Annotated in this window: 15 protein-coding genes and 2 tRNA genes; 5 read left to right on the plus strand and 12 right to left on the minus strand. The window is 63.2% G+C overall.

Annotated elements, in window-relative coordinates:
- Window positions 1–143: 143 nt before the first annotated feature.
- The 6 genes from XW59_RS14810 to XW59_RS14835 form a co-directional block, all read right to left on the minus strand.
- Window positions 144–2204 carry a TRAP transporter fused permease subunit gene (locus tag XW59_RS14810; protein ID WP_137327032.1) on the minus strand — a complete coding sequence of 687 codons (2061 nt, stop codon included), beginning with the start codon at window positions 2202–2204 and terminating at the stop codon, window positions 144–146.
- A complete protein-coding gene (locus XW59_RS14815; RefSeq protein WP_047146295.1) occupies window positions 2198–2692 on the minus strand; it encodes a DUF1850 domain-containing protein in 495 nt (164 codons plus the stop codon). Before XW59_RS14815 ends, XW59_RS14810 begins: the two co-directional genes overlap by 7 nt.
- 13 nt (window positions 2693–2705) lie before the next feature.
- Entirely contained in the window at window positions 2706–3671 is a 966-nt protein-coding gene (locus XW59_RS14820) for a TAXI family TRAP transporter solute-binding subunit (RefSeq protein ID WP_047146294.1), read from the minus strand.
- Window positions 3672–3918: 247 nt separating this feature from the next.
- Complete coding sequence (locus XW59_RS14825) at window positions 3919–5295, minus strand: sigma-54 dependent transcriptional regulator (protein ID WP_047146293.1); 1377 nt, start codon at window positions 5293–5295, stop codon at window positions 3919–3921.
- Window positions 5292–7103: an ATP-binding protein gene (locus XW59_RS14830; protein ID WP_052958192.1), complete on the minus strand. Its 1812-nt coding sequence runs from the start codon at window positions 7101–7103 to the stop codon at window positions 5292–5294. The genes XW59_RS14825 and XW59_RS14830 overlap by 4 nt, the downstream gene beginning before the upstream one ends.
- 149 nt (window positions 7104–7252) lie before the next feature.
- Window positions 7253–7327: transfer RNA gene (locus tag XW59_RS14835), tRNA-Asn, on the minus strand.
- A 215-nt stretch (window positions 7328–7542) separates the two neighbouring features.
- Between XW59_RS14835 and XW59_RS14840 the strand changes: the two genes are divergently transcribed.
- Window positions 7543–7881 (plus strand): hypothetical protein, encoded by a 339-nt coding sequence (locus tag XW59_RS14840; protein ID WP_246666102.1) that lies wholly within the window; start codon window positions 7543–7545, stop codon window positions 7879–7881.
- Between the two features lie 59 nt (window positions 7882–7940).
- Here XW59_RS14840 and XW59_RS14845 read toward each other — a convergent pair whose 3' ends face one another.
- The 6 genes from XW59_RS14845 to XW59_RS14870 form a co-directional block, all read right to left on the minus strand.
- A complete protein-coding gene (locus tag XW59_RS14845; RefSeq protein ID WP_170990159.1) occupies window positions 7941–9446 on the minus strand; it encodes an FkbM family methyltransferase in 1506 nt (501 codons plus the stop codon).
- 301 nt (window positions 9447–9747) lie between these two features.
- A complete protein-coding gene (locus XW59_RS14850; protein ID WP_047146291.1) occupies window positions 9748–10710 on the minus strand; it encodes a polysaccharide pyruvyl transferase family protein in 963 nt (320 codons plus the stop codon).
- Between the two features lie 159 nt (window positions 10711–10869).
- A complete protein-coding gene (locus tag XW59_RS14855) occupies window positions 10870–12300 on the minus strand; it encodes a hypothetical protein (protein ID WP_052958191.1) in 1431 nt (476 codons plus the stop codon).
- Between the two features lie 10 nt (window positions 12301–12310).
- Window positions 12311–13624 (minus strand): HlyD family type I secretion periplasmic adaptor subunit, encoded by a 1314-nt coding sequence (locus XW59_RS14860; protein WP_047146287.1) that lies wholly within the window; start codon window positions 13622–13624, stop codon window positions 12311–12313.
- Window positions 13621–15345, minus strand: a complete 1725-nt coding sequence (locus XW59_RS14865; RefSeq protein WP_047146286.1) for a type I secretion system permease/ATPase — start codon at window positions 15343–15345, stop codon at window positions 13621–13623. Before XW59_RS14865 ends, XW59_RS14860 begins: the two co-directional genes overlap by 4 nt.
- A 137-nt stretch (window positions 15346–15482) precedes the next feature.
- A complete protein-coding gene (locus XW59_RS14870; RefSeq protein ID WP_136068263.1) occupies window positions 15483–15863 on the minus strand; it encodes a hypothetical protein in 381 nt (126 codons plus the stop codon).
- A 626-nt stretch (window positions 15864–16489) separates the two neighbouring features.
- On the opposite strand from XW59_RS14870, the gene XW59_RS14875 reads away from it, so the two are divergent.
- The 4 genes from XW59_RS14875 (at window position 16490) to XW59_RS14890 (ending at window position 21425) form a co-directional block, all read left to right on the plus strand.
- Window positions 16490–18856, plus strand: coding sequence for a hypothetical protein (locus XW59_RS14875; protein ID WP_136068261.1), 2367 nt, complete (start codon window positions 16490–16492; stop codon window positions 18854–18856).
- Window positions 18857–18974: 118 nt separating this feature from the next.
- Window positions 18975–19048: transfer RNA gene (locus XW59_RS14880), tRNA-Cys, on the plus strand.
- A gap of 101 nt (window positions 19049–19149) precedes the next feature.
- On the plus strand, window positions 19150–19824 hold the full coding sequence (locus tag XW59_RS14885; protein WP_047146283.1) for a protein-L-isoaspartate O-methyltransferase: 675 nt from the start codon (window positions 19150–19152) through the stop codon (window positions 19822–19824).
- Window positions 19825–20033: 209 nt separating this feature from the next.
- Window positions 20034–21425 (plus strand): TolC family outer membrane protein, encoded by a 1392-nt coding sequence (locus XW59_RS14890; protein ID WP_047146392.1) that lies wholly within the window; start codon window positions 20034–20036, stop codon window positions 21423–21425.
- The last annotated feature ends 73 nt before the right edge of the window (window positions 21426–21498 follow it).

The raw sequence follows: 21498 nt of genomic DNA on the forward strand, positions 1-21498 counted from the left end.
TCGGGAATGTGAGTGGGTGGCCTGAAGCTTGCGATCAGCCATCAGGCAAGTGCGGGCACAAATGCCCGCACCATGATCGCGATGTGGCTACAACCGACCGCATCCCGGCGCCGATGGCACGCCGGGCATATGGCGGTGCCGGGTCAGGCCGGGGCGAGCGCGCCGGTCCGGCGCGCCGTCATGTAGTTCCTGCCGAGGATAGCAAGGATGGCGATGACGCTGACGATCTCGGCCGGAACGCTCGGCCACAGGCAGCCGATGCCGGCGGCGGCGAGGATCGCGCGCTCCACCCAGCCGATGCGCTCGAACAGGTAGCCTTCGAGCAACGCCACGAAGGCGACCAGCGCGATCAGGGCCACGAAGCCGTTCCAGATGACCAGCGGCACCGGCCCGCCGACGATGATCTCCGGATTGAAGACCATGAAGAGCGGGATGATGTAGAGGCCCTTGGCGAATTTCCACGCCTGGAAGCTCGTCTCGACCGGTTTCGACCCCGCTATCGCCGAGGCCGCGAAGGCGGCGAGCGCTATCGGCGGGGTGACGTTGGAATCCTGCGAGTACCAGAACACGACGAGGTGCACGATCAGGAGCGGGATGCCGAACTCTGCGCTCATGGCCGGGCCGACGAGGATGATCAGCACGATGTAGCTCGCCGTCACCGGCAGGCCGAAGCCGATCACCAGGCTCGCGATCAGCACCAAAAGGAGCGCCAGCACGATGTTGCCCTGCGAGAAGCTCATCATCAGCGACGAGAACTTCAGGCCGAGCCCGGTGAGGCCGATGACGCCGACGATGATGCCGCCCACCGCGCAGGCGAGCGACACGGTCAGCGCCGAGCGGACTCCCACCTCGCACGCCTCGACCAGCTTGGAGGCGGTGCCGCGCGTCACGCCGAGCGTTCCGCCATATTCGGCGAGCTTTTCGGCCGGCGTCGAGCCGTGCCGGCGTGCCGTCGCGACCTCGACCACGAAGCGAAGGGCGGTGACCGCCAGGATCGCGACGATGGCGTAGAAACCGACGCGCATCGGCGACAGGCCGAGCACCAGCAGCCAGATCAGCAGCGCAAGCGGCGCGAGGAAATGCCAGCCCTCGCGCATGACCTGCGGCACGGAAGGCAGTTCGCTCGCCGGCAGGCCTTTCATGCCCTGTTTGATGGCGATGATGTGGACGAAGAGATAAACGGTCAGGAAGTAGAGCATCGCCGGATAGATCGAGACCATGACGATCTCGATGTAGGGGATGCCGGTATATTCGGCGATCAGGAACGCGCCCGCGCCCATCAGCGGCGGCGTGATCTGGCCGCCGGTGGAGGCGGCGGCTTCCACGCCCGCGGCCTGCGACGGCTTGTAGCCGAGGCGCTTCATCAGCGGGATCGTGAAGGGGCCGGTCGTCGCGACATTGGCGATGGCCGAGCCGGTGATCGAACCCATGCCGCAGGAGGCGACGACGGCGGCCTTGGCCGGTCCGCCGCGCTTGCGGCCGGTGGCGGCATAGGCGAGGTCGATGAAGAATTTGCCCGCGCCCGTCACCTCCAGCACCGCGCCGAACAGCACGAAGATGAAGACATAGGTTGCCGCCACGCCCAGCGGCAGGCCGAATATGCCTTCCTGGCCGAGATAGAGCTGGGCGACCAGCCTTTCGACATTGTAGCCGCGATGCGAGAGGATGCCCGGCAGGAATTCGCCCAGCCAGGGCAGGGAGCCGCGCGGCCCCGCCAGCGCGTAGAGGATGAAGACGAGGCCGATGATGGTGATGCCGAGACCGACCACGCGGCGGCTCGCCTCCAGCAGCGTCACGACCGCGAGCACGCCCACCGCTATGTCGGTCTGCGTCCAGAAGCCCGCGCGCGCGAAGATCGCGTCGAGATTGACGGTGATGTGGAAGCCGGAGACGATCGCGGCCGCAAAGAAGGCGATGTCGATCAGCGCGCCCGAGATGCCGCGTTCCCTGTGCCGGCCATAGGCCGGGAACATCAGGAAGGCGATCATCATGATGAAGGCCAGATGGATCGAGCGCTGGTAGAAGAGGCTCAGCGGCTGGATGCCCGCGCCGTAGAGCTGGAAGAGGCAGAGGCCGACCGAAAGGACGATGATCAATTTGGCGACGAGCCAGGGCTGCGCGAGCGCGGGCGGCTCGACGAGGCCGGCACCCGCGTCGCCCGCCGCGGCTTTCGGCGTCGCCGGTTTCAGAAACCTGTTCAGCATGTTCGATTTCCCGTTTGGGCACTTCCGGCGCGTATGGCGACGCTTTCGCCCGCTGCCAGTGCCGTGAGGCTGATATTCGTGTCGCCCGCGACGAGCCGGTGATCGACGGAGGCCGAGCCGACGCGCAGGCGGTAGCAATTTCCGGGGACGGCTTCGCCGATACCCTCTATCCGGTATCCGCCGGCGCCATCCGAGCGCTGGGTTCCCCGGCCGGGAATGTGGCCGAGGCCTGCCGCGAAATCCGGCTGGTGGCTATGTTCCAGCACCATCCTGCCGTCGCGGAGCGCGTAGCAGTCGCGCACTTCGAAGCCCGCGACCGAATGGTTCCAGGCGATGCACCATTCGTCGGCCTCGACGCGCGCGATCGGCGCGCCCGATGCACCGACGACCTCGACGATGCCGGCAGCGGCGGCCTGACCCGCCCAGGCGCAAAGGGCGAGGGCGGGCATGAGCCCGCCGCCCGCACGGCGTGATATGCGCTTCCGCATGACCGAGAAGGTCTCAGGGACGCAGATGGTCGGGAATGTCCGCGCCGATCTCCTCGTAGTAGCGCAGCGCGCCGGGATGCAGCGGGACGGGGCTTGACGCCATGGTGAACTCGACCGTCGTGTCGTTGGCCGCCGGATGGATGGCGACCAGGTCGGCATGCCGGTCGTAGATCAGCTTGGTGATCTCATAGGCGAGGTCGTCGTCCATCTCTTCGCTGACGAACCAGACGTTCGGGATGCCGACGGTGCCGACATCCTCGCTCACGCCGTCATAGATGCCGGAAGGCAGCGTATAGGGCGCGAAGATCGGCTCGATCTCGCGCGCGGCCGCCACCTGCTCCTCGGAAACCGGGATCAGACGGATGTTGCGCGTCGCGGCGAGGTTCATGATCGACGAGGTGGGTGGACCGACGCTCCAGATGCCGGCGTCGATGTCGTTGTCGCGCAGCGCGTCGGCGGTCTCGTTGAAGTTGAGGCGCTGCGCGGCGGCGAGGTCCTCGTAGCTCATGCCCACGGCCTGGAGCAGGGCGCGGGAATTCAGCTCCGTGCCCGAGCCCGGCGCGCCGACCGAGACGCGCTTGCCGCGCAGATCCTCGATCGACTGGATGGCCGAGTCGGCCGGAACGACGATCTGCACCGCGTTCGGATAGACCGAGGCCAGAACGCGCATCGAGGCGGCCTGGCGGCCCTCGAACTGGCCGGTGCCGGTGTAGCCCTGATAGACGCTGTCGCCCAGCCCGATGGCGATGTCGCTATCGCCGCGATGGACCAGGGCGACGTTCTCGACCGAGGCTCCGGTGACTTCCGCGACGGCCGAATAGCCGTCGAGATGCCGGTTGATGAGTTCGGCGAGACCGCCGCCGATCGGATAGTAGACGCCACCCGTTCCACCGGTCGCAACCGACAATTGCTGCTGCGCGAAGGCAGGAGCGGCAAGTGCGACAGATGCGGCGACAAGCGCCGCTTTCACGATTTTCATTCGGAACCCTCCCTGGGTTTTTCTTTGACGGCGTACGGACGGACATGGAGGGGGCGCTCGGAGAAATCCGACCTGACCGGCACCTGCCGGTCTCCTCCCATGTCGTGCCGCGACGCGCGCCGGCAAGATCGAAGGCCGCGGATGGCCCTCGCCGAACCTCGCAGCAAGGGGCGTGCCAAACGGAAAAGCCAATGGATTCCGGGCAGGGCGAGTGAAGGAGGAGCAGGTTTCCGCCGATCGCGGCGTATCAGTCGGCGGAATCTTGCCGAGTATCGTCGGGCTGCCCAGGCCGCGACAGGCCATGGCGGGCCATCTTCTCGTTGAGGGTCCGGCGCGGAATCTGCAGCTCTTCCATGACGGTCATGATCGAGCCGCCCGCGCGGGCGAGGCTGCGCTCGATGACGGAGCGTTCGAACGTTTCCACGCGTTCGGCAAGAGAGCGGCCGGGGCGCCCGCCTTCCGGCGGGGCGAGGGGGTCGACCGCTATCGATTTCGAGAAGCCCAGCGCGTAACGCTCCGCGGCGTTGCGCAGCTCGCGCACGTTGCCCGGCCAGTCATTGGCCATCAGCGTCGCGGCGACCGGCGCCGTGATCTGCTTGGGTTCCCGCCCATGGGCCTCGGCGGCGCGGGCGACGAAATGCTCGAACAGGAGCAAGAGGTCGTCCTTGCGCTCGCGCAGCGGGGGGATGCGCAGTTCGACCACGGCGAGACGGTAGAAAAGGTCGCTGCGAAACGTCCCCGCCCGACCCGCCTCGACCAGGTCGGTCTTGCTGGCGGCGATGGTGCGCAGGTCCACCGGCACGATACGGTTGGAGCCGAGCCGCTCCACCTCGTGGTCCTGAAGCGCGCGCAGCAGCTTGGCCTGCATGGCCAGCGGCATGGATTCAACCTCGTCCAGGAACAGCGTTCCGCCGTCGGCATGCTCGATCTTGCCCATGCGCGCGCGAACGGCGCCCGTGAACGCGCCCTGCTCGTGGCCGAACAGCTCGCTTTCCACCATCGTCTCGGGAATGGCAGCGCAGTTGATCGCGACGAAATTGCCGTCGGCGCGTCCGCTCGCCTCGTGGATGGCGCGGGCGACGAGATCCTTGCCCACACCGGTTTCCCCGTGCAGGACGACGCTGACGTCCGTCGCGGCGATCTCGGCCACCGCATCACGCAGATCCTGCGCGGCGCGCGAGGTGCCGAGGATGCGCCCGGCCAGCGCCCCGTCCGAAGCGGCCTGCCGGAGCCTGCGGTTTTCCAGCACCAGCCGCCGCTTCTCCGCCGCGCGGGACAGCGTTTCGGAGAAGCGGGCCGGATCGAATGGTTTTTCGATGAAGTCGTAGGCGCCGCGCCGCATCATCTCGACGGCCGTCTCGATGTCGCCATGGCCGGTGATGACGACGACGGGCAGTTCCGGATCGATCGCCTGCGCCTGCTCGAGGAGCTCGGCACCCGTCATTCCCGGCATTCTCAAGTCGGTTGCGACGATGCCCGGATAATCCGCCGACAGATGCGACAGCGCCTCCTTTCCCGACGCGACGATGGTGAGGGTGAAGCCGGCCAGCCGCAGGAACTGCTCGACCGATTCGCGCATGGCGGGATCGTCGTCCACGAACAGCACCCTTGCCTTCCGGTTCATAGCCTCTCCTCCGCGCGTGCCGCGTCGAGCCTGACGGTTACCCGCGCTCCTCCGCCCGGCAGGTTTTCCGCGCGAATGGAGCCCGAGAACTCGCTGATGATCCCATACGAGATGGAAAGGCCCAGTCCCATCCCCTCATTGACCTCCTTCGTGGTGAAGAACGGATCGAACACCTTGTCGAGGTCGGCCTCCGGGAAGCCGGGTCCGTTGTCGGCAACCGTCACGACCACGTGCCGGCCGTCATGCGCCGCCGTGACCTGGATCCGGGGATCGGTGATGCCCTTGACGGCGTCGATGGAATTGCGGACCAGATTCGCCGCCACCTGCTCGAACGGCACCGCGCTTCCTAGCGCGGTGATCGCCGGGGCGTTCACCGCCAGCGTCAGCCCCGCCTCCCGGATCGCGTTGCGGGAGAGATCGATCGCGCGCTCGAGAGCGATGTCCACGCGGAAGGGCCGGCGTGCCGCCTGCCCGCCCTTGCGCGCGAAGGCGCGCAGATGGCCGGTGATGGCGGCGGCGCGGGCGGCGAGCTGGCCGATGCGGTCCAGCGTGGCGGTGACCTCGCCTTGTTCCCCGCGCGCCACCAGCATGGCCGCGCTCGCCGCCGAGGTCCGGATCGCACCCAGCGGCTGGTTGACTTCGTGCGCGATCGCGGCCGACATGCGCCCGAGGGCGGCGAGCTTCTCGGCCTGAAGCAATTCCGCCTGCGCGGCGCGAAGCCCGGCCTCGGCACGCTCGCGTTCGCCGATCTCCGTCATGAGCTGCCGGTTGGCGTCGGTCAGCTCGCGTGTGCGCAGGTTCACGCGGTCTTCCAGGAGCACGCGCGCGTTGCGCTCGTCGGTCAGGATGCGCTGGCGTTGCATGAAGGCGAGAACGAGCGCGAGCATCAGGGCGGATGCGCTGGCGCCGATGATCATGCCGTCGCGCCGCGCCGCGCGCACCGGTTCCGTTCCGGTCATGTGGTGCACCACCCAGCCGAGCTCCGGCAGGCGCGCGGACTGGGAGAGGAACACGCGTTCATTCCCATCGACGCGCAGATGCGGATTGTCCGCGTCGCCGCCCACGGTCTCCAGGGGCAGGGGAGGCGGCGGCCGCCCCGCATATTGCTGGGTCCGCGCGATTTCGTCCTGGGCGTCTTCCGAAAGCGGCGAGAGCGCCCGATACTTCCACGCCGCGTCGCTCGCCAGGAACACGATATCGTTCGCGTCGGTCACCAGCACGGATTCGTCGGCATCGGCCCAGACGGCTTCGACTTCATCGAATTCGACCTTGACCACCGCGACGCCGACGACCCTGCCATCGGCCTCCACGGCCTGCGAGAGGAAATATCCCGGGCGGCTGGTCGTCGCGCCGATGGCGTAGAAGGCGCCGTGCTTTTGCTCCATCGCCAGCGTGAAGTAGGATCGGAAACTATAGTTCTGGCCAAGGAACGATGTCGGCTCGTTCCAGTTGCTGGCCGCAATGGTCAGCCCGTTGGCGTCCATGACGTAAAGGGCGGCCGCGCTCGAGGCATTGCTCAGGAGATCGAGCTTGCCGTTAAGTTTGTCGATGATCCGCGGATCACGGGGCGACAGCAACGCATCGCGCGAATCCGGGTCGAGCGCCACGGCGAGCGGCAGATGGCTGTTCTGCAGGACGGTCGACCGCACCGAGGCGGCAACCAGACTGAGGCGTTGCTCGCCGGCCTGGCGCAGCGCGTGTTCCGCCGCTCTCTCCCAGAAGAGACCGGTTACGATGGAGGATCCGACAATGAGGCCCAGCCCGGCCGGAAGGAGCGCCGCACGCCCGGCCCTGAAGATGTTTAGCACGGGGCGAGTATAGGGTGGGCGAGCATTCCGTGGCAATTGAACATGCGAACCAGCTCCCGCCGCCCTTCATTTCGCCGATGAGATTTGTCCGTCCGTGCGGAGCCGCATGGAGACAGCGAGGCTGGAAATTCGTGATTGTTGAACCAAAGTGGCTCCCCGGGCCGGATTCGAACCAGCGACCAACCGGTTAACAGCCGGTTGCTCTACCGCTGAGCTACCGGGGAACAGCCTGCTCGCGAGAACGAGGCTGCCTATAGCAAACAGTTTTCCGCTTTGCAAAGCTCCAATCTTCAATTTGCCGACATAAATTGCCGGGCAGGGCGTTTTGGCCGCATCCTCCCAAGATTCCGGGCTGGTAACGCCACAATTCAATGTGCATATCGATGTCGTGCGGACGCATGGCGGCGGCACGCTTCGAAACATCGTAGAAACGACGGCAATGCAGGATCAGGAAACCAGTCCAAAGCGCAAGATATCGGTGTTAGGCCGCGATTTCTCGATGCCGCGGTCGCGCCGCGGCCGCATCGCGATCGGGGCGGCGCTCGTCGTCCTCGGCTGTTTCGGCTTCCTGCCCGTGCTCGGCTTCTGGATGATTCCGCTCGGCATCCTGGTGCTTTCCTATGAATTCGCCATGATCAGGCGCGCGCGCAGGCGCTCCGTCGTCTGGTGGGCGAACCAGCGCGGCCGCCGCAACGGCGAAAATTCGCGTGCCTCCGCCGGCAAGGCGCGAGGCGGAACGGCGCGCGATGCCCGTTCCGAGGGAAACCTCCCGGAATGATTCGGTGGCTCGAACAACCGGACGTTTCGCGTCGCGCGCGGATGCCGTGGGCTAGGCACTCAGTGAGGAATCGGGCGCCAATCCGATCCGCCGGACCTGCTTTCCCAACGTTGCTGCAATTCGGGTTGCGCCTGCGGCTTCGGTTTGTTCCACCGGAGGTCCGCTGTCGCTTTCCATGTGTCCTCCGTAGCCGTTTCCGAACGACGGAATGCAAGGAAAATTCCAGATGAATGTGCGGGTTCGTAGACGAGTCCGTTGGTGTGCATCGCATCGAACACGGTGCGAATGCCGGCTGCATGAATGATGGGCGGGTGAATTTCGATCAAGGCGAAATCGAACATCGAGAGGTCGGCTCCGCGCAACAACTCCACTTCAGCGCCCTCTATATCGCAGAGAAGCACATTGGGTCGCGCTAGCTGGACCATCTTTTCGAGCGAAACGACCGGAACTTCTACCTCGCTGCGCCCGATGCCGACGGTTTTTGTAGAGTTCGCGGTGTAGTTGGGAGCCAGGGCAAAACGTACCGAACCTTGCTCGATTTGTTGGGGGTCCGAGGTAACAATGCAATTGTGGACTTCGATGTTGGAAACGCCGTTCAGTCGATGTGTTTCCTTCATCACGGGAATTAGCCTCGCGTCGGCTTCAACCACGTGATGCGCCGCGATCCTGTGCGCTTTGTTGATGGCTGAAGAAACCACCCCAACACCGCCTCCAAGTTCAAGAATGCGCTCGCCGCCGGTCAGCATCGCAATCATCGCTTTTGCTTCATTGACCTCGTAGTTACCGGCCTTGAAGGAATTCTTCAGTCGGTCCGAAATCAACGGGGAATCGGCAATTACGACGTCGAGCGCCGTGTGATGGTGACTGGATTTCTCGTTCGGCGTGTCCTCGATTTTTTCGGCGGGGGTTTTCGCGTTTCGACTAAAAATCTTCACTTCGCTTCTCCCGGTTCTTTCCCGAAGTTTTAAATCGTCCTTTTCGAGAATGAAGAAAGTATTGCTGTCTAGTTTGCTTGCTGACCCTTCTGGAATATTATGGCGAGCCATCTTTTCCAGCATTGCGCCGTGCAATTTGTAGGGTCTCAAATTAAAAGCCATCCCCAGCACTCTGTCGAAATCCTTGGGGCCATATCTGCGCACATGATCGAACTGCCCAAAACGCGCGGTGCGCTCCTCCCTCGACAAGCTTCCGAAGTCAGCGGCATAGTTTCCGGGCATGATCGGCACGCAGAAGATATGCTTGCCTTCGGGTTTCAAAGCACGATGAAGATGCCACATCACCGACGTTATGTCGCAAGGAACGTGCTCCATGACGTGGCAATGAAGGATGAGATCAAAATTCTCAGTTGGAAGTTTTTCTGCATCGGTTACAAGGTCGAATGATTGGACATTTAGGTCGTCTGGGTACATCTTTGGATTGAGATCGTACGCGTTATAACCGCTTCCGACGATCTTCTTTATGTTTCTTCCGAGACCTGCCTCCGGTGCCAGATGAAAAACCTGCTGACCTCGCCGTAGAATATTTTCTTCATCGAGAATAAGCTGAAAAATTCGGGTTCTTTCCATCGAAAGACATTCCGAGCATCTTGCATTTGGCCGCGTCCTGAATCTCTCGAAGCGGGTGCTTCCACACACATTGCACATCGGCGTCAAGGCGCGGGCACTCTCGGGCATGTGTACCTCCCAACGAAACAACCCAATAGGTGATCGTGGCTACCTTCTGGAAAGTCAATTCACTAATCAAGACCGTCTGATCGGTTTTGAGACCGGCGAGTTATTGCCATAAAAGATAGATTTTCTTAGTTGGCTCTATTTTTACACAACCGAAGGGTGTTCGTTGCATTGCAGAACGGAGGTTCATCTCCCCTTACCGGCGCGCCGTCGCGATTTTTTGTCTGGCCGCCTGCAGGAAGTCCGCTCGCACCGCACTCACATCGACAGCGGGCGGATACCAATCGATCTGTTCAAATTTGTCAGGCGTGTAGATAGGCGCCCATTTTTCTATCAGGCTGAAACGCGCATCGTTGCGCACCCTGCAGATGATGGTCGGGATGCCAAACGCCATGCACGGTGTCGCGACGTGGTGAAGCGACGTCAAGACCAGCGTCGCCTCCCGCCGATATCGGGCGAACAGCGCCTCCTCATGGCGTTCCGCTTCTCGCTGCATTTCCGCGTCGAGCGGAAAGCGGCTTTCGTGGAAACGGTGGTAGATAAGGTCCGCGTCGGCGAGAAGACGTTCGGGTATGCTCCTGAACACCACCGGCGGCAGGCGACCGGCATTGCGCCCGTAGACGATCAGCAGCTTCGGCGTCTTCGGCTCCTCCTCTCGACGCGGAAGGGTCAAGGTCGCGCAACCCGTCGTGAAAGCGTCGATACCGTGCTTTTTCATCCGTGCGGTCGTCGCCTCGTCGCGGCAGCCGATGGGTTGGTGCTTTCTAAGCAGTTCCTGTTGTTCCTTGATCACCTGTTCTGAAGCGTGGAACCCTATGAAAACGGGCGTGATCGCGGCCGGCAACGGGAAACACGACGAATAAAACACGCCATTCATCAGCAGAATGGCAGGTTCGCCGTCATACTGAGGCAGCGCGTCGCGATTGATGTCGACCATCTGATCGTCGTGAATGCCGAGCTGCCGGTAGACATGGCGGACGGCGATCGACTGGGCGTTGTCGCCGAGATTTGTCTCGTAATAGCCCTGGCTGGAAAGTTCTTCGCGGAAATTGGCGAAGCTGTCGTAGCCGAAGGTGAGAACTCCGAATTTCACTTCGGCTCGCACGTCGCCCCGTTTGCTGCCGTCGATATCTCGGAACCACTTCTTCCAGAAATTCATCTCTCTTCACATGCGCATAAGTAGCGGTCTCAATACCAGCGGCGCGGGGAGGGGCAGCGAGCCAGACCGAATCGCGAGGCCGCCCGCGCGTGGCTTGGCGCGCATCCTGCCCTTCGCGCGCCGAAGCGGCAATGCCGCTCCGTGGGCGAAACGGTAAATCTAGGTTAGTCCGTGTAACAGGGAGCCGTGGGAATTGCCGAGATCGGGATGCTCGGCCGCATCGAAGTTCGGCTGGCCTATGAACGTCAGCAATGGAGCGAGCGTCCCCAGCAGCCCTTCCGTAAGCTGCAAGGCCTGATGGGCCGCCTCGAATATATCCGGTTGGTCCCCGGCCGATGCCGAAACGGAGGCTTCCGTCGTGGTCAGGCTCGGTTGCGCCGTCTGGTCGCTCGAATCCGCACCAAACCCGTCAGTCACCGACGATATGCCCTTGGTCAGGGCGTCCACGGTTCCTCCCAGGAGATTTCCCAGTCCGGAGACGGTGGAAACGAGCGTGTCGCCGACCTTGCCGGCCGTGTCCGCGACGGATCCGACCAGATTGGGCAGAAGTCCGTCCTTGCCGGCCACGACGTCGACCACGCCCGGCAGGAGGCCGTTCTCGCCGGCAACGGCGTCGACAACGCCGGGCAGGAGCCCCTCTTCGCTGGTCACCGCGCCGACCACGTTGGAAAGCAGGCCATCGTCGCCGGCCACGATATCCACCACACCGGGGAGAAGGCCATTCTCGCCGGCAACGGCGTCCACCACTCCCGGGAGAAGTCCGTCTTCGCCGGCCACGATGTCGACCACGCCGGGAAGCAGGCCGTCTTCGCCGGCGACGATATCGACCACACCGGGGAGGAGACCGTCTTCGCCGGCCACGGCGTCAATTACACCCGGGAGAAGACCCTCTTCTCCGGCTACGACGTCGATCACTCCGGGCAGGAGGCCCGACTGACCGTCCGAACCGTCGTTTCCGCCGATGATATCCGTTATCGGATCGATAATCTCCGACCCCGATCCGACGGGCTCGGTGACCTGGGTCACGGGAGCCGCCACATCCGGCAGCAACGCGCTGCCGCTGCCGCCTCCGGCGCTCGCTGCCGGGCCGGACTCGGTCCCGACCGCCGCGACGAGCTGGGCCGCGTCCTGCGAGCTCTGGGCCGGCATGCCGTTGCCTCCATCCTCCTGCTGGATCGGAGGCGTTGCGGCTTGCGCATCGCTCGCAGCCGTTTCCGCCGCCGCGACATCCGCCGGCTGCGGCATGTTCAGGGCCGCCATGTCGACGCCTGCATTCATCGCCGCTTGGTCGGGGTCCGCCGCGGTCATGCTGACGGCGATCTCCTGCCCGTCATATGTCGCATGTCCGACGATCGTCGGTTGAGCTTCGGCTCGCAGCGATTCGTCGGGCGAGCTCGCGTTTTGATGGTCGTCCTGGCTCAGATTGGCGGCTGCCGCCCTTTCCTGCTCGAGGAGACTGATTCCGAGGCCGAGGGCGCCAGCCGTCAGGGTGAAGGCCAGGGTACCGTCTGATTTCGCGGGAGCGGATTTGCCGGCTTCCGATTTGGAGTCCGCCCGACGCCCCTTGTGATTGCTCGCCTTGCTCGACATTTGATGAACCTCACTGTTCCCGAAATGCGTATCCTATTTCGTCAAGCAGTGGTCCGAGCAGATAGGCCGCGAGCGTTCGCGACTTTGTCGTCACCACCACTTCCGCCGGCATTCCCGGCTGCAGTCTCACTTTCGATTTCTCGGCATCTTCCACATTGAGCTTGGTCCGCACGGAGAAATAGCTCGCCCCGGACGTCGAATCGGTGAGCTTGTCCGCCGATACGCTGATGATCTCGCCCCTTAGTTGCGGGCGGTCGTTCCTGGGAATGCCGATCAGCCTTATGTCCGCCTCCAAGCCCGGTTGGACATAATTGATGTCGGACAGGGGCAGCCGCGCCTCGACGATCATCGGGTTGTCGTCCGGCACGATATCCATCAGGCGGGCGCCGGCCTGAATGACGCCGCCTTCGGTGAAGACGGACAGGCCGACGATAGAGCCGCTCACGGGGGCCTTGAGCACCGTTCGGTTCATGACGTCCTGCGCGGCGTCGAACCTCGGCCGCGCCTCGGCCAGGGAAGATTGCGTCCTCCGAATCTGGTCGGTGATATCGCTTATCCATCCGCGGTCGAGCTTGGCGACCGCCAGTTCAGCCTCGCTGATGGCTTCCTTGGCGCTGGCTATCTCGGCCATCTGCGAGCCTTTGTCGGCGAGCATCTGCGCCGAGGCTCTTTCCAGCTCCAATATGCGCGTTCTCGGCGTATATCCGGAGACAAGCAGTTCCCGCGCGCCGGCGATCTCCTCGTCCAGCGACGCACCCCGCCTCGAAAGACCTTCCACCTGGGCGCTCAGTCCGGAGATCTTCTCCCGAAGCTGCACGACCTTCGAGCTGAGCATTCCCTTCTCGGCATCGTATTGCTGCTCGCGTGCGAGCATGACGGCGCGCTCGTTGGCGATCGCTTCCTCCATGCCGGGGCGCGGCTGGTTTTCCTTCTCGAAATCCTCCAGGCACGCAGGCCCGGCGCTGTCGCGCTCGCATATCAGTCGGGCCTGTTCCGCGAGCAGCGCCACAACCTCTGCATTGGCGATATCGAATTTCGCCCGCGCCTCCGTGACATCGAGCTCGATCAAGGCTTGCCCGCGTTCGACATGCTGGCCTTCCGCGACCAGCAGCCGCGAGATCACGCCGCCGTAGGGATGCTCGACCGACTGCCTCTGCCCTTGCACCTGAAGGCTGCCTTCGGCGATCGCGGCGCTCGAGAGGGGCGCCATATAACCCCAGGTGAGGAACAGGATCGCGAAGGCGAGCAGAGCCGCCAGTCCCCACAGCGCCGGTCGCAGCGGGTCGCGGTATGAGGCGATATCGGCGCGCGCTGCGATGCTCATTGGGGCACCGGCAATTCCATGGCCTTGGACCTGAATGTCTCCGGTGGACCGATCTGGTCGACCTTTCCGGATTTCAGAACAAGCACGTTGTCGACGATGTTGAGAACGGCGGGCTGATGCGTGATCACCACGATCGCCGTGCCCTGCGCCTTCATGACGAACAGCGCCTTGCTCAGCGCGCTTTCGCCCGCCACGTCCAGATGCGCGTTGGGCTCGTCCAGAACGAGCAGCTTCGGCCGGCCGAGCAGCGCCCTTGCCAGGCCGATGCGCTGGCGCTGGCCGCCTGAAAGGCCGAGGCCTCCCGGTCCGAGCATCGTGTCGTACTGTTTCGGCAGTTCCAGTATCATCTCATGGATGCCCGCGAGGGTCGCCGCTTCGATCACCTGGTCGATGGAGGTCTCGCCGAAGCGCGAGATGTTTTCGCGAACGGTGCCGGCAAACAGTCCGACGTCCTGGGGCAGATAGCCCGTGATGCGGCCGAATTCAGCCGGTTCCCAATGCGCGTAGTTCAGCCCGCCGAACCAGATTTCGCCCTCGGAGGGCTGCAGGGCGCCGATCAGCAGCTTGGCGAGCGTGCTTTTGCCGGAGCCGCTCGGACCGACGATCCCGAGCGCCTCGCCTTCGCCGATCTTGAACGATATTTCGTCGAGCACGGGCTTGGACCGTCCCGACACGTTGTAGGAAAGCTCCTTCACGTCCAGCGCGGTCTGGGTGACGGGAACGATGGTCTTCAGATCGGCCGCCGGATTCTCGTTGAGGATATCCCTGACCCGCCTGTAGCCGATGCGCGCCGCTGCCGCCTGCTTCCAGGCCGCCACCGATTGCTCGACGGGCACGAGCGCCCGGCCCATGATGATGCTGGCCGCGAAGATCGTTGCCGGCATGATGATGTGATCGATGGCCAGCCACGCGCCGGCGCCCAGCATCAGCGACTGGAGCAGCAGCCTGGCAAACCTGATGCCGGCGGAGACGAGCGCGTTGCGATCGCTCGCGAAAGCCTGCCGCAGAAGCATGCCGGCGCGGCTGCCTTGCCAGTGACGTTCGACCGCGGACTGCATGCCCATGGCCCGGATGACGTCCGCATGCTGCATGATGTTCTCCGTAAAGGCGAACGATCGTCGTGCAGCGGTCTGCGCATCCTCCATCGGCTTTCTGGTTATGAACTCGTTTATGAAGGCGAGCCCCAGCAGGATCGCGGCGCCGATCGTCGCCACGATGCCCAGAACCGGATGGATGAAATAGAGAATGGCGAGATAGATCGGGATCCAGGGCAGATCGAACGCGAAATAGATGCCGGGTCCCGTGATGAAGGTGCGAAACTCGTCCAGTTCCCGCAAGGGCTGGGCCCCGAGGGAATAGCCCTGCCTCGACGATTTCTGGACCAGCGCGGAAAAGAGCCGGCCGGCCAGCTTCTGGTCGAGCAGGATCCCGCACCGTATCAGCATTTGCGTGCGCGCCGCGTCCAGCACGGCCATGACGAGCAGCGCGACGACAAGGATGAGGGTGAGCAGGGCGAGCGTGGGAACGCTCTCGCTCACAAGCACGCGATTGTAGACCTGCATCAGATACAGCGGCGAGCTGAGATAGAGCAGGTTGATGGCGCTCGAAAAGACGCCGACGATGAGGAAATGCAGGCGAAGGGATCTTATCGCCGTGCTGATCTCGCTCTCCGCCTTCCTTTGAGCGGGACGAAACAATGCGGTCGCGTCAGCCACGGACATCAGGCAGCCCAGCCTGTCTTGATTGAATGCAAATCGAGGAAGCCCGCCAGAACCCGTTCTTTCCACCGACTTGATTTGCTTCGATTAGCGCCTCGGGAATGCGCGTGCGTCATCCCCGAGGCGTATGGTCTGTGAAGTTAGCCGAGCAGGCCACCCTCGCCACCGAGAACGCCGCCGAGCAGGCCGCCATCGGTGCCGAGCAGGCCGTCGGCGGTTCCGAGAACGTTGTCGACGAGGCCTTCGAGGCCCAGGCCTCTGCCTTCACCGAGATTATGGATCAGGCTGCCAGGACCGACGATGTCGTCATAGACGTCTCTGACGGCGCCGGTGAGGTCGCCGCTTTCCAGTCCGGTGATGAGATCGTCGGTCAGGCCTTTTCCGCCGATCAAATTACCGATTGCCGTGTGGCCATCGGTCGAACCCGGCGAAAGCGCCTCCGCTACGCCGTTAACGGCATCGTTGGCGCCCCTAAGGATGGAGCCCACTCCTCCAAGCAATCCAGTCAATCCACCAAGCATTTGAGTCTCTCCTCATTTCCGATGGTCATGGTCGACCATCTTTACCAGCAGTTGAGCGCGTTAATAATTACATGCAAAACGATCAAGCGCAATATTGACAAACAAGAGAATGAGAAAGAGATTTCTTCCACATGATAGACAACAATAAAATTGTAATTTAGTTTCATCTAATATTAATTTTGCTAATGAATTTAAAGCGTGCATATTAAGGTTCAGCAGATTTTGAACTGTGCTTTTCTGAAACATGATTCTGGAAGGGACGAGGAGGAATCCACGAATATTTTACGTAGCCGCGGATCGCCTTTTATCCTGGACGAGGCGGGATAGGGCCATCGCCGGCGGAGTGCTGGGCCGGCATATCGGACAGGAGTGCGCGGCCGGCGAGAACAATCGCCGACCATGGGAATTCGACCGATCCCGGGGGTGGGATTCCGAGGCCTGATGTGTATGTGTGCGCTTGGGCCCATCGCTTCCGGCGAAGGGGAAGCCGCCGGAAAGGTACGCACCCGTCGCCAACCCGCTCCGTATAAGCCGATCAGAGAGCTATGAAGATCATAATAGCAAATGATACGACGGATGAGGAACGCTACGGTTCCTTTGCGGCGATGAATGCGCTTCGAATAGGTTTGAGCGAGCACGCCATAGTCGGCGTTTTACACAAAGCCCAACTTAACTACGATCAGTTGGGCAACAGGCTGGTGGACGGCGAACATCTCGCCCGCCTGTTGAAGGGTTCGGACATTCTGCTGATCAACGGCGAGGATGCTTTTCTTTCGGCGCGATCGCCCGAGCTGGAATGCCTTGTCGACCTGGCGATCGAGAACTCCGTTCCGTTTGCGCTCATAAATTCGGTCTTTCGAGACTATGCGTTTTTTGCCGATCGACTGAAGCGGGCGGAATTCCTGACGCTTCGCGACGACCGATCCGTTGACGAGGCGAAGGCGGCGGGCCTGCCCGCCATGCGTTGTGCCGACGCCGCCTTGTATGCCGCCTTCGATCCTCCCGCGCCGCCGGCAAGGCCCTCCGGTACCGTGGTGGCCGACTGGCATCGGCAGGCTCGTGGCGAACGCAGGCTTGTGCGGGAAGTGCTTGCCAAGGGCGGAGCATTCCTGCCTTTCACGGGCAGGCACACGCTCACCGAATGGCCGGCCTTGCTCAATCTGCTTGGCCAGTACGAATATTCCGTTTGCGGAGGCAGCCGCGGAATTCTCTTTTCGGTGCTGGCGGGCAACAATGTCCGCTTCCTCGATTGCGATGAAGACGAGATCGCGCAACTGGCGATCGAGCTCGGCCTCGCCCATCGCCGTCTTGAGCCCGATATGCCGTTCGAAGACGCCGGGCTATCGGCGGTTCGCGATATCGAGCAGGCGAGGGAGATTCTGCTGTCCTGGCAAAATGATCCCCGCCTCCATCCGCTCGCGCCGCTCGGGCAGGCGGTCGTAAGCGCCGTTACTGCGGGCAAGGTCGATGGCGACGACGAGGCAACGGGTAATTCGGGCGTCGAACATCTTCCACGAGAGAAAAACGTTTCGCTGTCCAGGATTGCCGCCGACGAAGTCGTCCTCGCGGTTAAAAGCAAGAAAAGCCCAAAATACATCAGGAGCTTGATTTCGAGCCTTGATAACAGCCGTATCAATCAGGCCTTCGAACTGTGCTTGCAGGAAAGCGCGTTTGACGCGTGCCTGTACTTTATAAGAGTGCTTTTTGAAAAGGATGAGCTGCACGACGCCAATTCGTTGATCGTGCGGCTGCTTCGAAAGAAGCCCGATCTGCCCGGCGGCAATGCACTCGCCGGCGCCATTGCGTTCCATCTCGGCGATTCTGCCCTGGCGGCGACATATTATGAAATGGCCGATGCGGTGGGCGAACTCGACGGGCGTTCCCTCGCGAACTTTGCCCGCGCGGCCGGGCGCATGGGGCTTCATCATGAGAAGTCTACAATTTTCGAGAGATCGATTCATCTCCGCGGCCGGACGAAACCGATGCTCGTGGAACTGGTCAGATCAATGGCGGCGGCCGGGAACCCGATGGAGGCGCGGTCGCTGGCCGAGGAGGTTGCCGCCGCCGACACGTCGGATCTCGCTCCTCAGCAGGAGGTGGATCTGGGGAACCTGCTCACCGCGACGGGAAGTTTCGCGGACGGATTCAGGCTGATGGCCGCCGGGTGGCGGCGCGGCAGCACCCAGTTCCAGACCGTTCTCGAACAGCGGCACGTCACTTCCGCGCCCGAGGAATACCTGTTCGTTCCCGAGGAGATCGGGGTCGGCTCGGCCGTTCTGTCGAGCTGCTTTCTCGATTCGCGGGAAACCGGAAGGCCGACCACCCTCGTGATCGATCGCCGGCTCCACGGCATTTTCGGGCGTTCCTTCCCGGAACTGCGCACCATCGACATGCATGCGTTTTTGGAAAGTGACGAGCGGGGTGTCTGCACCGACCTCTTCACCTGGATCGGATCGCGCGCGACCGTCGCGGATATCGGATCGAAGAGCGCGAGGCTCATTCCGGATCCAGTGAAGGTCGAGCTTGTCAGGGAAAAATATAGGAGGCGCTTTCCCGGCAGGAAACTCACAGGTTTTACCTGGTTTACGCCTAACCCCAGGAGCGGGCCGTCGCGGAACATTCCAATCAGCGAGATCAGGCGGATAATCGACGAGAAGCCTGATGCGACATGGATAAGCTTGCAGCCCGTGCTGGCTTATGCGGGCCGCGCCATCGCGACCTTCGACCGGCCGAACGTCTTCGTGGATACCGAAATCGATCCGATCGGCGACATCGAAATGCAGATCGCGCAGATCGCCGCGCTGGACGAGGTTCGTTCGATTGATTGTTCGGCGGCTCTCTTCGCGGGCGCCATAGGGAAGAGCACCGAGTGCTATTTGAATTATCCGCCAATATGGCAATGGCCGCGGATGGCCTCGTGGCACGAAACGGTAAATTGCGTTCCGCCCTCCAGTGCGCGCTCGCCGTACAGGGAAGATCCCCGTACGGCATGAACATTTTGAAAGCGGCGATTCAGAATGCGCAGAGGATATTTTTCGGAATGGCATCACACCGCTTGACCAAAAAATTCCGCTAACCTATTGAGGCCCCGTAGAACGCCGCCTGCGGCGAGGCCTCGTGGCGGAGTGGTTACGCAGAGGACTGCAAATCCTTGCACCCCGGTTCGATTCCGGGCGAGGCCTCCAATCTGCCGCGCCATGGGCGTCGTGTTCTACCCGGCTTTGGACCGCGCACATGCGCCCGTCCGGCCCGGCCTTGGATCGCGCACGCACCATCGGGTTGAGACATGACCGCAGATTTCCAGCAACTCCGCATCAAGATGGTCGATGGCCAATTGCGCACGACCGACGTGACCAACATCGCGCTGCAGGACGCCATGCTGGCGGTGCCGCGCGAGGAGTTCGTCTCGGCCGGCAAGCGCGACCTCGCCTATATCGACGAGGATCTGGAAATCCTGCCGGCGCGCGACGGCATGCCGCCGCGTTTCCTGATGGAACCTTCTCCGTTTGCCCGTCTCGTCCAGCTCGCGGACGTCACCTCCGCCGATTTCGTGCTCGATGTGGGCTGCGGCACCGGATATTCCTCAGCCGTTCTGTCGCGGCTGGCGGGCTCCGTGGTGGCTCTCGAAAGCGAGGCCGCGCTCGCCGAATCGGCCGCCGCCACGCTGGAGCGGCTCGGCTGCGACAATGTTGCGGTCACGCAGGGCGCGCTTTCCGCCGGATACCCCGGCGAGGCGCCTTTCGACGTGATTCTCATAAACGGGGCGGTGGACCAGGTCCCCCAGGAGCTTCTTGCGCAGCTCAAGGACGGCGGGCGCCTCGTCGCGATCGTCGGCACGGGCAATGCCGGTCGCGCCATGATCTTCGTGCGCGAGGGCGAACTCTTTTCCAGCCGCACGGTCTTCAACGCGGCGGTGAAGCCGCTCGCGGAATTCCGTCGCCAGCCCGAATTCGAATTCTAGCGTCGGAGTGCCGGGGCGGGGCGCGCAAAAAATTCTGAAATGTTACCAATGTGTAACTCCCTCGGCGCGACTTTTGATGTAACGTCCCCCTCGATTTGTCAGGCTTAAGTGTGCATTCGTGCGGCATTGAGCCTTCGCCGTTGATTCGGCTAGATTTTCAATTCGGCGCGCCGCGAGAGGCGGTGCGGCCGAAAGTAGAGAGGTGGATCGTGTCGCTTGTTCGCAAGAATCTTCTGGCAGCGGTGGTTTTGGCAGCGACGGTGTCCATCCCGGCCCTCGCTTCCGCCGAGACCATTCAAGGCGCGATGGCCAAGGCGTATTCCAACAATGCCAGCCTGAACGCCGAGCGCGCCGGCGTGCGCGCCACCGACGAAGGCGTGCCGCTGGCGAAGTCGGGCTGGAGGCCGATAATCGCCGGCTCGGGGAGTGCCAGCTACGCATCGCAAGGCACATCGCAAAGCAGCAACCAGATCACCACCGGTTCCTTCGGCGTGCAGATCCAGCAATCCCTGTTCGATGGATTTCAGACGCTGAACAACGTGCGCGCGGCGGAAGCCCGCGTCAGAGCTTCCAATGAAAGCCTGCGCAACACGACGCAGGACATCCTGTTCAACGCCGCCAGCGCCTATGTGGATGTGATCCGCGACCGGCAGATCGCGGTGTTTCGCGAGCGCAACCTCGACTTCCTCGGCGAGCAGGTGAGGGCGGCGCGCTCCCGCTTCGAAGTGGGCGAGGGCACGCGCACCGACGTGGCGCAGGCTGAGGCGCAGCAGGCCGCCGCCGTCGCGCAGTTGAGCGCGGCACGGGCGCAGGCGCGCGCGACCGCCGCCCAATACCGCCAGATCGTCGGCGACGAGCCCGGCAACCTCTCCCCCGCCAGCGCCGTGGGTAAGTTTTTGCCCAAAAGTATCGAGAACGCGGTCGCCGCGGGGCTTGGCGAGCATCCCGCGATCATCGCCACGCAGCATCTGGTCGATGCGGCCGGCTTCGTCGTGAAGGCTGCTGAAGGCCAGATGCTTCCGCAGGTGACCGCGCAGGCCGGTGTTTCGAGGTCGTACCGCGAAACCGCCGGCACGGCGCTGCCCGGCGTGAGTGGCAGCGACGGCTGGTCGGACACCGCTTCGGTCGGCCTCAACCTGACCGTTCCGATCTACCAGGGCGGTCGGACCTCGGCGCAGGTGCGCCAGAACAAGGAATTGCTGGGCCAGGCCCGCATCCAGGTTGACGTGACGCGCGACCAGGTGCGCCAGGCCGTCACTTCCGCCTGGACGCAATATGTCGCCGCGCGCGAAGTGGTCGCGGCCAACCGCGAACTGGTCTCGGCTGCTCAACTCGCCCTCAACGGCGTGATCGAGGAGCGCAATGTCGGCCAGCGCACGACGCTTGACGTGCTCAACGCCCAGGCCGACGTCATCACCGCGCAGATCAACGTCGCGAGCGCGGAGCGCGACGTGGTCGCGGCGAGCTACGCCATCCTTTCCGCCATGGGCAGGCTAGCGCCCAGCCGGCTGGGCCTCGCTGTCGCGGAATACCAGCCTCGCGAGCATTACGACGCAGTGCGCGACAAGTGGATCGGCACCCGCACGCCCGACGGGCGCTGAGCGCGACGTCTCATCGAAACGGCTACGGACGCACCCTTCGGGGTGCGTTTTCGTTTTCGGCCAAAGCTGTGCG

The organism is Aquamicrobium sp. LC103, assembly GCF_001014615.2.
Classification (GTDB): Bacteria; Pseudomonadota; Alphaproteobacteria; order Rhizobiales; family Rhizobiaceae; genus LBCQ02.

Coding starts and splice junctions, on each gene's coding strand:
- XW59_RS14885 (WP_047146283.1), top strand. CDS start 19,150: ATGACCGCAGATTTCCAGCAACTCCGCATCAAGATGGTCGATGGCCAA.
- XW59_RS14870 (WP_136068263.1), bottom strand. CDS start 15,863: ATGCTTGGTGGATTGACTGGATTGCTTGGAGGAGTGGGCTCCATCCTT.
- XW59_RS14860 (WP_047146287.1), bottom strand. CDS start 13,624: ATGAGCATCGCAGCGCGCGCCGATATCGCCTCATACCGCGACCCGCTG.
- XW59_RS14840 (WP_246666102.1), top strand. CDS start 7,543: ATGCAGGATCAGGAAACCAGTCCAAAGCGCAAGATATCGGTGTTAGGC.
- XW59_RS14820 (WP_047146294.1), bottom strand. CDS start 3,671: ATGAAAATCGTGAAAGCGGCGCTTGTCGCCGCATCTGTCGCACTTGCC.
- XW59_RS14845 (WP_170990159.1), bottom strand. CDS start 9,446: ATGGAAAGAACCCGAATTTTTCAGCTTATTCTCGATGAAGAAAATATT.
- XW59_RS14850 (WP_047146291.1), bottom strand. CDS start 10,710: ATGAATTTCTGGAAGAAGTGGTTCCGAGATATCGACGGCAGCAAACGG.
- XW59_RS14815 (WP_047146295.1), bottom strand. CDS start 2,692: ATGCGGAAGCGCATATCACGCCGTGCGGGCGGCGGGCTCATGCCCGCC.
- XW59_RS14865 (WP_047146286.1), bottom strand. CDS start 15,345: ATGTCCGTGGCTGACGCGACCGCATTGTTTCGTCCCGCTCAAAGGAAG.
- XW59_RS14810 (WP_137327032.1), bottom strand. CDS start 2,204: ATGCTGAACAGGTTTCTGAAACCGGCGACGCCGAAAGCCGCGGCGGGC.
- XW59_RS14855 (WP_052958191.1), bottom strand. CDS start 12,300: ATGTCGAGCAAGGCGAGCAATCACAAGGGGCGTCGGGCGGACTCCAAA.
- XW59_RS14825 (WP_047146293.1), bottom strand. CDS start 5,295: ATGAACCGGAAGGCAAGGGTGCTGTTCGTGGACGACGATCCCGCCATG.